Annotated in this window: 12 protein-coding genes; all 12 read left to right on the forward strand. The window is 65.1% G+C overall.

Features of this window, described 5'->3' with window-relative positions; all coding sequences use genetic code 11:
* Window positions 1–13 precede the first annotated feature (13 nt).
* Entirely contained in the window at window positions 14–694 is a 681-nt protein-coding gene (locus HB675_RS21525) for a peroxiredoxin-like family protein (protein WP_213881157.1), read from the forward strand.
* A 336-nt stretch (window positions 695–1,030) separates the two neighbouring features.
* Entirely contained in the window at window positions 1,031–1,933 is a 903-nt protein-coding gene (locus HB675_RS21530) for a LysR family transcriptional regulator (RefSeq protein ID WP_213881158.1), read from the forward strand.
* Window positions 1,934–2,065: 132 nt separating this feature from the next.
* Window positions 2,066–2,872 carry an alpha/beta fold hydrolase gene (locus HB675_RS21535; protein ID WP_213881159.1) on the forward strand — a complete coding sequence of 269 codons (807 nt, stop codon included), beginning with the start codon at window positions 2,066–2,068 and terminating at the stop codon, window positions 2,870–2,872.
* 15 nt (window positions 2,873–2,887) lie between these two features.
* On the forward strand, window positions 2,888–4,006 hold the full coding sequence (locus HB675_RS21540; RefSeq protein ID WP_213881160.1) for an LLM class flavin-dependent oxidoreductase: 1,119 nt from the start codon (window positions 2,888–2,890) through the stop codon (window positions 4,004–4,006).
* The gene (locus HB675_RS21545; RefSeq protein ID WP_213881161.1) at window positions 4,006–4,398 is read left to right on the forward strand and encodes a RidA family protein; all 393 of its coding nucleotides are present in this window, start codon (window positions 4,006–4,008) and stop codon (window positions 4,396–4,398) included. The genes HB675_RS21540 and HB675_RS21545 overlap by 1 nt, the downstream gene beginning before the upstream one ends.
* Window positions 4,399–4,539: 141 nt before the next feature.
* Window positions 4,540–5,502 carry a BMP family protein gene (locus tag HB675_RS21550; protein WP_213881162.1) on the forward strand — a complete coding sequence of 321 codons (963 nt, stop codon included), beginning with the start codon at window positions 4,540–4,542 and terminating at the stop codon, window positions 5,500–5,502.
* Window positions 5,503–5,507: 5 nt separating this feature from the next.
* Window positions 5,508–7,016, forward strand: a complete 1,509-nt coding sequence (locus tag HB675_RS21555; protein ID WP_213881163.1) for an ABC transporter ATP-binding protein — start codon at window positions 5,508–5,510, stop codon at window positions 7,014–7,016.
* Window positions 7,009–8,094: an ABC transporter permease gene (locus HB675_RS21560; protein WP_213881164.1), complete on the forward strand. Its 1,086-nt coding sequence runs from the start codon at window positions 7,009–7,011 to the stop codon at window positions 8,092–8,094. Before HB675_RS21555 ends, HB675_RS21560 begins: the two co-directional genes overlap by 8 nt.
* Window positions 8,076–9,017, forward strand: a complete 942-nt coding sequence (locus HB675_RS21565; RefSeq protein WP_213881165.1) for an ABC transporter permease — start codon at window positions 8,076–8,078, stop codon at window positions 9,015–9,017. Before HB675_RS21560 ends, HB675_RS21565 begins: the two co-directional genes overlap by 19 nt.
* 41 nt (window positions 9,018–9,058) lie before the next feature.
* On the forward strand, window positions 9,059–9,460 hold the full coding sequence (locus tag HB675_RS21570) for a Rid family hydrolase (protein WP_213881166.1): 402 nt from the start codon (window positions 9,059–9,061) through the stop codon (window positions 9,458–9,460).
* A 24-nt stretch (window positions 9,461–9,484) separates the two neighbouring features.
* On the forward strand, window positions 9,485–10,507 hold the full coding sequence (locus HB675_RS21575; protein WP_213881167.1) for an aldo/keto reductase: 1,023 nt from the start codon (window positions 9,485–9,487) through the stop codon (window positions 10,505–10,507).
* Between the two features lie 18 nt (window positions 10,508–10,525).
* Complete coding sequence (locus HB675_RS21580; protein ID WP_213881168.1) at window positions 10,526–11,032, forward strand: flavin reductase family protein; 507 nt, start codon at window positions 10,526–10,528, stop codon at window positions 11,030–11,032.
* Window positions 11,033–11,142 lie beyond the last annotated feature (110 nt).

The raw sequence follows: 11,142 nt of genomic DNA on the forward strand, positions 1-11,142 counted from the left end.
AAGGAAAGCTGCCATGAGTGAATCCCTGAATCAGCAACTGGCCGATTTGCACGCCGAACGCGAGCGCAGCTGGGACCCGGCCGCGCTGGCGGTAAACGTCCGGCAACGCCAGCGTCTGGTGGACGAAGCGCCGGGTCGTGGCTTCGTGCGAGCCGGCGACTCCCTGGCGCCTTTCGACTTGCTGAAGCTGGAAGGTGGGACCTTGAGCCTCGACGCCCTGGTCAGCGACGGCCCGGCGGTGCTGGTGTTCTTTCGCTTCGCCGGCTGCCCGGCCTGCAACCTGGCCATCCCCCACTACGAGCGGGAACTGCAACCGTGGCTCCGGGCTCAGGGGATACCGCTGGTGGCGGTGAGCCCGCAGGTGCCGGAGCGGCTGATCGAGATCAAGGAGCGCCATCGTTTGACCTTGCAAGTGGCCAGCGACCCCGACAACACCCTGGCTCGGCGCCTGGGCATCGTCTATGAATTCGACGAGGCCTCAAAGGCCGCGGCCTTGGCCAAAGGCAAGGGCATTGGCGAGGTGACTGGCACCGGAACCTGGGAACTGCCCCAGCCGACGGTGGTCGTCATCGGTCAGGACCGGGTGGTGTACTTTGCCGAGGTCAGCCCGGACTGGCTGGTACGCGCAGAGGTGCAGCCGGTGATCGAGGCGGTCAGGGCGTTGGTGGGCAGCGAGGTCGAGGTAGCAGTCTGATGGAATAGCGAGCCACCGGCACCCACCTGCCCATCATCCTGCTTCCCCACGGCCACGGCCCTTCGGGTGCTCCGCTGTGCTGGCGCTCGCGGGTGCTGGACATGCGCCTGATGATTGATCGGCTCAGGTGGGTTGTGCACAGTCAGTCATCCTATCGCAGGCAAGTCCGGCCACTGCGCTGCCAGCCCTTTGGCACAACTTATGCTTGGATCACTCCGTCCCTCCCTACCCAGGGCCACGCCTACCGCTTCACTGCGGGCAGGCGCTCCCTTGCCTGTTGCCTAAATAGCAACAGTCGCGACGCAGTCTGCCGCCGGGGCTGTTGCGGAGTGCACCGTGAATTTTACTGCGTTTCGCTACTTCAACGAGGTCGCCAATTCCAAGGCAATCCGCCGTGCCGCCGATCGGTTGCACGTCACCCCGTCAGCCATCAGCCGGCAGATTTCGCTGCTCGAGCACCAGCTTGGTGCGCCCTTGTTCGAGCGCACGAAAAGCGGCGTCGAGCTGACCGCCGCCGGGGTCATGCTGGAGCGCTATACCCGCCGCCTGTTTCGCGACCTTGATCGGGTGCGCGAAGGCATTGCCGCATTCCGTTCGCTGGACCAGGGTGAGGTGAAGATCCACGCCATGGAGGGCGTGCTCTCCAATTTTCTGCCTGAAGCGATCTGCGCCTTCATGGAGCATCATCCCGGCATCGACTTCCAGGTCACCACCTGTTCCAGCGACCTGATCATGGAAGCGCTGATCCGCGACGAGACCGACATCGGCATCATCTATAACCCCGAGCTGCGCTTCGAAATCGACGTGGCTGCCGAGCGCAAGGAACCGGTGGTGTGCCTGGTGGCCCCCGATGATGAGTTCGCCGGTCTGTCGCGGGTCAGCATGCAGCAACTGTGCAAGCGTCCGCTTGCCTTGCCCCGCCCCAGCTTTGGTCTGCGCCAGTTGTTCGACCGCACCGCCGAGGCACGGCAGAACAAGCTGCGCATTGTCGTCGAAGCCAACAACCTCGACATTCTCCGGGCCATGGCCGTGCAAGGACGTTGCGTGACCATCGGCCCGGCAATCTCCGCACGCCGCGAGATCGACGCCGGGCTGCTCAAGGCCATCCCTATCGACCTGGAATCGTTTGCCAATGTGCGCTCGGCGGTCTGTGTGCATCAGGAGCGGGTGCCGAGCTACGCCGCCAATGCTTTCGTCAAGTTTCTCAAAAGCCGCTTTCCGCTCGTGGCCAGCGCGTAGGGGTGTTCGAATCTGGTCAACACGGCATGCAGCAAAGGTGGTTACACGCTCTTTTCAGGCCCGTGCCTAAATAGGTCATCCGCGAAAGTCATTGCACCCACCTTCGCGCCGACACCGAACAGGGGAAGCGAGATGCCGAGCATCATCACCAATGGAATCCAGACTCACTACGAGATGCAGGGCAGCGGCCCGGCGCTGGTCTTTGCCTCCGGGCTGGGGGGCACCGGGGCCTACTGGAAGCCGCAGATCGAAGCCTTTGCCAACGACTACACCGTGGTCACTTACGATCAGCGCGGTGCCGGCAGCTCCGAGCACCCTGCCGGGCCCTACAGCATCGGCGAGTTGGCCGATGACTTGAAAGCGTTGATAGAAAGCCTTGGTCTGGTGCGCCCGCTGCTCATCGGCCACTCCACCGGCGGCGCCATTGGCCAGGTGCTGGCGGCCCGTGAACCCGAACTGCTCAGCGGGATGATCCAGTACGCCAGCTGGGCGTTCTCCGACGCGCACTTCCAATGGTGCTTCCGCATGCGCCGGGCGCTGCTCGCCGGCACCTCGCTGGAAGAGTATGTGCACGGCAGCGCGCTGTTCCTTTACCCGCCCGAGTATGTCCAGACCCACGCCGAAACCCTGTCCCCGGCGCTGCTGGCCTCGGTGGCCAGGTTCCCGGCGCGCGAAACGGTGCTGGCGCGCATCGACGCCATCACCGCCCATGACGCCCGCGCCCTGCTTGCGCAGATCCGCATCCCGACCCTGGTGGTGTGCGCCGAGGACGACATCCTCACCCCGCCCTACCAGTCACGCTTGCTGGCCGAAGGCATTGCCGACGCCGAGCTGCGCATCGTCGCCAAGGGCGGCCATAGCTTTTCAGAAACGCAGACCCACATGTTCAACGCCATTGCGCGCGATTTCTTTGCGGCCCACGCCGCATCCGTCCTTTAAAGCGAGGAGCGCTTCATGCCTGGCCAAGATGAAAAAACCGTCGAGTTCGGCGTCTTCCTGCCAGTCGGCAACGGCGGCTGGATCACCTCCACCACCAGCCCGCAACTGCCGGCCACCTACGACTACAACAAGCAAGTGGCCATTCTGGCCGAGAACCTGGGCTTTGACTTCGCCCTGTCCATGGCCAAATGGCGTGGCTACGGCGGCCCGTCCAAACACTGGGACGTAACCCTGGAAAGCCTCACCACCATGGCCGGGATCGCCGAAGCCACCTCGCGCATCGGCGTCTGGGGCACCGTACATACCATGGTCTTTCACCCGGCCGTGGTGGCGAAGATGAGCGCCGTGCTGGACCAGATTTCCAAGGGCCGTTTCGGCCTCAACATCGTCTCCGGCTCCAACCCCACCGATCAGGGGCAGATGGGCCTGTGGATGGACCTGGACCATTCCGAACGCTACGAAATGGCCGAAGAATGGCTGACGGTACTCAAGCGCCTGTGGAGCGAAGACCGGGTCGATCACCAGGGCAAGCACTTCCAGCTCACCGACTGCATGTCCAACCCCAAGCCGGCCAGCGCGCCGCCGATCATCTGCGCCGGCGCCTCGGACCGCGGCTTTCTGTTCACCATTGCCAACTGCACCGGCAGCTTCATGCTCGGCTCAGACCAGGACGACTTCATCAAGACCGGCCTGCGCGCCAAGGAGCTCGCCGCTCAGCAAGGCAAACCGGACTTCAAGACCTACGGCCTGTTTACCATCGTTCCCGGCGCCACCGATGCCGAGGCCCGCGAGCGCGTCGCGTTGTATGACGCCGGCGTCGACGCCGTGGCGCTGGACAACCAGACCCGCGAGTACTCCGGCGACAAGAGCTTCAAACAGAACACCATGGCACAGCGCTTTGTTTCCCAGGGCGAACAGCGCAACTCCATGACCCGCGCCGCCCTGGTGGGCTCGCCGGAGACCATCGGCAATCAGCTGGCGCACATCGTCAAGGGCGCACAATTGGACGGCGTGACCGTGATCGTCCCGGACTTCATCGACGATCTGCGCACGGTCGGCACCGAGGTGCTGGAAGTGCTTGAGCACCACGGCGTAAAGACCAACGCGCGGGCTTACCAGAAGGCGAACCGCTGATGAAGGACGGTCCATTCAACCCCCAAGGGGTCAAGCAGCAGACCTACTACAACCATGGCGTGGTGCGCCGGGGCCAGCCGCTGTTTCTGACCGGCCAGGTGGCCTGGGACGCGGACGGCCGCGTGGTCGGCAAAGGCGACATCGATGCCCAGGTAGACAAGATCTGGGAAAACATTGGTTTGGCGATCACGGGACTGGGGGTGGGGCCGGAAGCGATCGTCAAGCTGACGACCTTTGCATTGTCGCGCGACAGCATCCCTTCGCTGCACCGGGCCCGCGCGGCGTTTTTCGCCGGGCATGACCTGCCAGCCAGCACCTTTGTGATGGTGGCTGGGTTGGCCGATGCGGATTTGCTGGCAGAGATCGAGGTGACGGTGATCTTGCCGGAGTAAACGTGGCCTGTTTCTGCAGGACCTGGCTGGCTCGGGAACTCGGCCAACACCGTTCCCGAGCAAGCTTGGTCCTACAGAGTTGGGCCGATAGCTTCCAGAGAAAAACTGACAGACAACCACCAGGCGACCAGGAGTCTCGACATGACCGTTAAAACACTATTGGCCCTCACCGTCACCGCTACCCTGGGCTTTGTCTCCCTTGCCCAGGCCGCCGATGCCACGCGCACGGCGGCGCTGTTCACCGGCGCGGTGTCTCAGGGCACCTGGGACAGCGGCGGCTACAACGGCTTCAAGGCCATGGCCGATGCCCAGGGCTTCAAATCCAGCTACCTGGAACACACCACCTACGAGGCCGCCCCGGCCGCGTTGCGCCAACTGGCGGCGGACGGCGTCAAGCTGATCATCGTGCACTCGTCGGGCTACTCGGCCGCGATCAAGGAGGTTGCACCGTCCTTCCCCAAGACCCAGTTTGTCCTGTATTCCTATGAGGGCTCCACCGCCAACCTGCCCAACTACACGGCCTGGTCGGTGGATTGGGACGAGTACGGCTTCATCCTCGGCGCCATGGCCGCCGCCGCCAGCAAGTCCGGGCACATCGCAGTGGTGGCCGGTGAGCCGATTCCGTCGGCCGAGCGCACCTTGCAGTTCATCAAGAAAGGCGCCGCCTACGTCAACCCCAAGGTCCAGGTGGACAGCGCCTACGTCGGCTCCTTCGAAGACGTGGCCCGGGCCAAGGAAATCACCACCGGGCTGATCGCCCGCGGTGCCGACTTCGTCATCCCGTCCGCCGACACCGCCGACGCGGGTATCCAGCAGGCCGCCGACGAAGAAGGTGTGCTGACCATGGGCGAGTACGGCGACCAGTCCAAGCTCTACCCCAACGCGGTGATGACCTCCACCGTCATGAACTTCGGCAAATCCTACGCCGACATGGGCAAGGCCTACGCCGCCGGCAAGCTGGGCAACCACATCGTGACCGAGAACCTCGCGTCCAAGGGCTGGTCCCTGACCACGCCCTTCGCCCACGTCGATGCCGGTGTCCAGGCCAAGGTCATGCAGGTCATGGCGGACCTGGCGGCCGGCAAGATCAAAATCGAAGAGTGAGCCCCATGAACGCCCCGATCATCGAGCTTGACCACGTCTCCAAACGCTACCCCAACGGCTTCCTGGCCCTGGAGCAGGTCTCGCTGGCCTTTCATGCCGGCGAGATCCACGGCCTGCTGGGCGAGAACGGGGCGGGCAAGTCGACGCTGATGAACATCCTCTACGGTGTCCATGAGCCGTCCGAAGGGGGCGTTCTGATGAGCGGCCGCCAGGTGATTCACCGGCGCCCGGCCGATGCCATTGCCCATGGCATCGGCATGGTCCACCAGCACTTCAAGCTGGTGATGCCGTTTACCGTGACTGAAAACCTGGCGCTGGTGGCCAACGGCGAGCGGCGCAAAACCTTGCGCCGCCCGGCCGACGTGCGCGCTTTCATGGCCCGCTACAGCGTCGACCTGGACCCCGCCGCTGTGGTTGGCCAACTACCCCTGGCCTTGCAGCAGCGCGTGGAAATTCTCAAGGCGCTGATCAACGACAGCCAGGTGTTGTTGCTCGATGAGCCCTCCACCATCCTGACCCCGACCGAAATCGAAAACCTCTACGCCACCCTGCGCCGGATTGCCGACCAGGGCACGGCGGTGGCGGTGGTCACCCATCATGTCGACGAGGTGTTGACCCACGTCGATCGCTACAGCGTGCTCAAGCGCGGCCGCACCAACGGCAGCGGGCTGACGGCAGACACCACCTCGGCACAGCTGGTCGAACGCATTGTCGGCCATGCCGTGGCCAACGACGCGCGCATCGGCGCGCCTCGCTTGCCGGGCAGCGAGCGCCTGCGCCTGGCCGGCGCATCGCTGCGGCCCAGCAGCGGCTCGCCCGGCCTGCACAGCGTCGACCTGACCCTGCGCGGCGGCGAAGTCCTTGGGGTGGCGGGGGTCGAGGGCAACGGCCAGAGCGAGTTGTTCAGCCTGCTGGCCGGACAGCGCCAACCCGAAACCGGACACGTGTTGCGCAGCGGCCCCGAAGTCAGCGTGGCGCTGGTGCCCCAGGACCGTCATCACGAGGGGCTGTCGCTGGACCTGTCGGTGGCGCAGAACCTGCTCTACCCACGGATCATGGACGGCCAGTTCCGCCGCTTCGGCCTGCTGGACCATCGTGCCATCGGCAAGCAGGCCCAGCAGATGATCGACGCCGCCGACATCCGCACCTGGTCGGCCAACAGCCCGGCTCGCTCGCTGTCCGGCGGCAACCAGCAAAAGATCGTGATCGCTCGGGCCATGGATCAGCAGGCCAGCATTGTCGTCGTCTACCAGCCCACCCGCGGCCTCGATGTCGCGGCTGCCGAAGCGGTGCTGACACGCCTGGCCGAGGCCGCCGAAAACGGCACCTGCGTGGTGATCATCTCATCGAACATTGAAGAGCTCATCCGCGTCTCGGACCGTATTGTGGTGCTCAACGGCGGGCGCATCACCGGCGAAGTCAGCGGCGCGGGCCTGTCGGTCAAGGCCATCGGCCCACTGATGACGCTTCACCATCCCCTTCCGACCCCCTCCCTGGAGCCTCTCGATGCCTGAGCGTACATCCCCCATGGCCGGGCTGCGCCGGCTGCTGGCCCGACTCACGGTGCCCCTGCCCCTGCGGGTCACCCTGTCGGCCTTCATCGGCTCGATGCTGATCGGCCTGGCCTTGATTGTCAGCCTCGGCGTGCCGCTGCTGCCGGCCATGCGCGTGGCCGCCGAGGGCTCGTTCGGCGACACCCGCGCTATCGCCGACACCCTGGTGTTCATGACCCCACGGCTGCTGGTGGCCCTCAGTGCGCTGGTGGCCATCCGTGGCGGCCTGTTCAACCTCGGCGGCGAAGGCCAGCTGCAAATGGGCGCCATCGGCGCGATGCTGCCGTATTTGGCCTTCGGTGACATCGGTCCGGCCCTGCTGCCCCTGGCGGTGCTCAGTGGGGCGGTGTGCGGCGCCCTGTGGGGGGTGATTCCGGCGCTGTTGAAACTGTGGCGCGGCGCCGACGAGATCATCGTCACGCTGCTGATGAATTTCATCGCCATCTACTTCCTCAAGTACCTGGTGCAAGGGCCGATGCGCCCGGCCGGCTCGACCTTCAACATGTCGGCCCAGCTGCCCAACGACGGCGTTTTCCTGCCGTTGATCGATGGCACCCGCCTGCACCTGGGTGTGATCCTCGCGGTGGTTGCCGCCATCGCCGTATGGGTGCTGCTGCAACACACCGCCTTTGGCCTGAAGCTGCGAGCCAGCGGGCAGAGCCCCGGTTTCGTCAGGCTGCAAGGGCAGTCGGCCGGGCAGATGATCGTCTCCAGCATGGCGCTGTCCGGTGCCATCGGCGGCCTGGCCGGTGCCTTCGAAGTGCTCGGCGTGCAATACCGGTTGATCGACGGCTTCTCCTCCGGGCTGGGTTTCGAAGGGCTGGCCGTGGCCTTTCTGGCCGGGCTGGAACCCTTCGGCGCGCTGCTGGTTTCGCTGTACTTCGGCGCCATCAACAACGCCGCGCTGGCCTTGCAGACCTCGCTGTCGATCCCGGCGGCACTGGCCGACGTGCTCAGCGGCCTGCCGATTCTTCTCCTGGCCGTGATCAGCGGCGTCATGCTCACTAAAGGAAGGCCTGTATGGACATCAACTCGGTAACCCTGGCGTTGTTCCTGGCCGGTGGCGTGCGTTTGAGCGTGCCGGTGTTACTGGCGGCGCTCGGTGAAGTGGTTTCGGAACGGGCCGGTGTGTTCACCATTGGCCTGGAAGGCCTGATGCTGTTCGGCGCGGTGTCGTCGGCCGTGGGCCTGGCCGCCACCGGCTCGCCCTGGGGCGCCCTGCTGCTGGGCATGCTCGGCGGTTTGCTGGCGGCAGCGGTGCTGGCCATGGGCACGGTGCTGGCTCGGGCCAACCAGATCGTCATGGGCATCGGCTTCAACCTGTTCGCCATCGGTGTCACCTCGTTGATCCGGCAAAAGCTGCTGGCCAATGCGCCGCCCGCCGGTTCCCTGCGCTCGGTGACCCTGATGAAGCTGCCGGGCCTTTCGGAGCTGCCGGTAGTGGGCCGCGCGTTGTTTTCCCAGAGCCCGGTGTTCTATATCGCGGTGCTGCTGGCGGTGACGGTGTTTCTGACCTTGCGCTTTACCCGCCTGGGCCTGCTGCTGCGCGGCGTCGGCGAAAACGCGGCGGCGCTGGACGCCGCCGGGCAACCGGTGCTGGCCCTGCGTTTGGGCGCGACACTCTTTACCGGGCTGATGGCCGGGTTGGGCGGTGGCTACCTGTGCATCGTCGCTTCGGGTGGCACCTTCATCGACAACATGACCTCGGGCCGCGGCTACCTGGCCATCGCCATTGCCATCTTTGCCCGCTGGATGCCATTGCGCACCCTCGCGGTGGCCATCGCCCTGGGACTGCTGGAAGCCTTGCAGTTTCAGGGTCAATACCTGGGCATTCAGATCCCGGCACCGCTGCTGATGGCCACGCCCTTTGCGGTGGCACTGATCGCCTGGATCGTCATGGGCCGTGCCGGTGCCGCACCCAGCGACCTGGGCCGGCCGTTCTTGCGCGGTGAAGGCCGCTGATTTTCCCTCAACCCTTTTAATCCCAAGAGAAGGAACACCTCATGAATCAAGCCATCAATCCCACCGGCTGGATCATCGGCAAGACCGCTACCGGCCTCAACCACCTGAACTGGGGCATCAAGGCCGGCAACCATGTGTACGTGGCCGGCATGCTCTCCACCGACCCCATCGACGGCAGCATCGTCGGCGTCGGCGACATCGCAGTGCAGACCCGCCGCGTGCTGGACAGCATCAAGGTGGTGCTGGAAAGCGCCGGCAGCAGCATGGACGATGTGACCATGAACCAGATCTTCCTGCGGGATCTGAACGACTACCACACATTCAACGAAATCTACGTCACCTACTTCCCCAACCTGCTGCCGGCGCGTTTTTGCGTGAAACTGGAGATGGTCAAGCCGGAGTTCCTCGTGGAAATCGCCACCACCGCCGTCATTTCATCCTGATCGACCTGCCGGGAGGCGCGTGACATGCAATACCGATATCTGGGCCGCAGCGGGCTCAAAGTTTCCGAAATCTGCCTGGGCACCATGATGTTCGGCGGCGCCACCGACGAGGCGACGGCCGCGCGCATCGTCGCCAGCGCGCGGGACAGCGGGGTCAACTTCATCGACACCGCCGACATGTACAACCAAGGCGAATCGGAACGGGTGGTGGGCCGTGCCATCGGTGCCGAGCGTGATCGCTGGGTACTGGCCACCAAGGTGGGCAACCCCATGGGCCCATTCACCGACACCAGCGGGCCGAACCGCAGCGGCATGTCGCGCAAGTGGATTCGCGAAGCCGTGCATGGCTCGCTGCAACGGCTGGGCACCGACTACATCGACGTGTTGTACATGCACAAGGCCGATTTCGCTGCGCCGCTGGAAGAGATGGTGCTGGCCTTCGCCGACCTGATCCGCGAGGGCAAGATCGGTTATTTTGCCGTCTCCAACTTCAAGGCCTGGCGGCTGGCCGAGACCGTGCGTCTGGCGCGGGAAGCCGGGATCGGCGGGCCGGTGGCAGCGCAGCCGCTGTACAACCTGGTCAACCGCGAGGCGGAAGTCGAGATCCTCCCGGCGGCCAGCCACTTTGGCGTCGGCACGGTGTGCTACAGCCCACTGGCGCGCGGCATTCTCACCGGCAAATACCGCCTGGGCGCCGAGCCCGAGGCCGGCAGCCGCGCCGGCCGCGCCGACCCACGCATGCTTGAAGCCGAATGGCGCCCGGAATCCCTGGCCGTAGCCGCGCAGCTGGCCGCCTACGCCGACCGTACCGGCCGCCAACCGGCGCACGTGGCCCAGGCCTGGGTCATGCACAACACTCAGGTCACCAGCACCCTGGTCGGCCCGCGCACCTTCGCGCAATGGGAAGACGCCATCACCGCCCTTGGCTGCCCATGGACCGCTGAAGACGAAGCCTTTTGTGACGCGCTGGTCTCCCCAGGAAAAAGCTCGTCCTTGGGGCCAGTCGACCCCCATCACCCCATCGAAGGCCGCACGGCCCGCTTTTAAGGCTGCAAAGGATCACTCATGAGCGTTTCTGATGTTGTCACCCCCGCCGACGCCTACCGCCACGGCATGCGTTTTCTGCCGGCCGGCGTCTGCCTGATCACCAGCCATCGCGATGGCGTGCCGGCCGGCATGATCGCCACCGCCGTGACCTCGGTCAGCAGTGAGCCGCCGACGCTGCTGATCTGCGTGAACCGCAACGCGTCGTTGTTCGATACGGTCATACAGAGCGGCACCTTCTGCGTCAACGTACTCGCCACCGAGGCGGTGGCGCTGGTGGAGCAATTCAGCAACTCGGCGCGGCGTGACGAACGCTTCTTGACCGGCGGCTGGAGCACGTTGCCCAGCGGCTCGCCGCTGTGTGCCCAGGCGCGGGTGGCGTTTGATTGCCGGGTGGCCAAGGTGGTGGATTGGCACAGCCACGGGATTTTTCTGGGGGAAGTGGTGGAGGTGGTTCATCCGTCCGAGGGCAAGCCGTTGTTGTATATGGATCGCGGGTTTCATGGGTTGATGGGGATGGAGGGGTAGCAGGGATCGGCATGGCATGACATCCCAACAAGAGCCACCACAGCCCGCCCCCGGCGGCGCTGTTGCTCTGGCTGTTGCTGTTGCTCTGGCTCTGGCTCTGGCTGTTGCTC

It is taken from the genome of Pseudomonas sp. dw_358 (assembly GCF_018449655.1).
In the GTDB taxonomy this organism is placed as follows: Bacteria; Pseudomonadota; Gammaproteobacteria; order Pseudomonadales; family Pseudomonadaceae; genus Aquipseudomonas.

What these genes read in the sequence shown, in the direction of transcription:
- HB675_RS21525 (WP_213881157.1), top strand. Translation starts at nt 14, where the DNA reads ATGAGTGAATCCCTGAATCAGCAACTGGCCGATTTGCACGCCGAACGC.
- HB675_RS21535 (WP_213881159.1), top strand. Translation starts at nt 2,066, where the DNA reads ATGCCGAGCATCATCACCAATGGAATCCAGACTCACTACGAGATGCAG.
- HB675_RS21540 (WP_213881160.1), top strand. Translation starts at nt 2,888, where the DNA reads ATGCCTGGCCAAGATGAAAAAACCGTCGAGTTCGGCGTCTTCCTGCCA.
- HB675_RS21545 (WP_213881161.1), top strand. Translation starts at nt 4,006, where the DNA reads ATGAAGGACGGTCCATTCAACCCCCAAGGGGTCAAGCAGCAGACCTAC.
- HB675_RS21550 (WP_213881162.1), top strand. Translation starts at nt 4,540, where the DNA reads ATGACCGTTAAAACACTATTGGCCCTCACCGTCACCGCTACCCTGGGC.
- HB675_RS21555 (WP_213881163.1), top strand. Translation starts at nt 5,508, where the DNA reads ATGAACGCCCCGATCATCGAGCTTGACCACGTCTCCAAACGCTACCCC.
- HB675_RS21560 (WP_213881164.1), top strand. Translation starts at nt 7,009, where the DNA reads ATGCCTGAGCGTACATCCCCCATGGCCGGGCTGCGCCGGCTGCTGGCC.
- HB675_RS21565 (WP_213881165.1), top strand. Translation starts at nt 8,076, where the DNA reads ATGGACATCAACTCGGTAACCCTGGCGTTGTTCCTGGCCGGTGGCGTG.
- HB675_RS21570 (WP_213881166.1), top strand. Translation starts at nt 9,059, where the DNA reads ATGAATCAAGCCATCAATCCCACCGGCTGGATCATCGGCAAGACCGCT.
- HB675_RS21575 (WP_213881167.1), top strand. Translation starts at nt 9,485, where the DNA reads ATGCAATACCGATATCTGGGCCGCAGCGGGCTCAAAGTTTCCGAAATC.
- HB675_RS21580 (WP_213881168.1), top strand. Translation starts at nt 10,526, where the DNA reads ATGAGCGTTTCTGATGTTGTCACCCCCGCCGACGCCTACCGCCACGGC.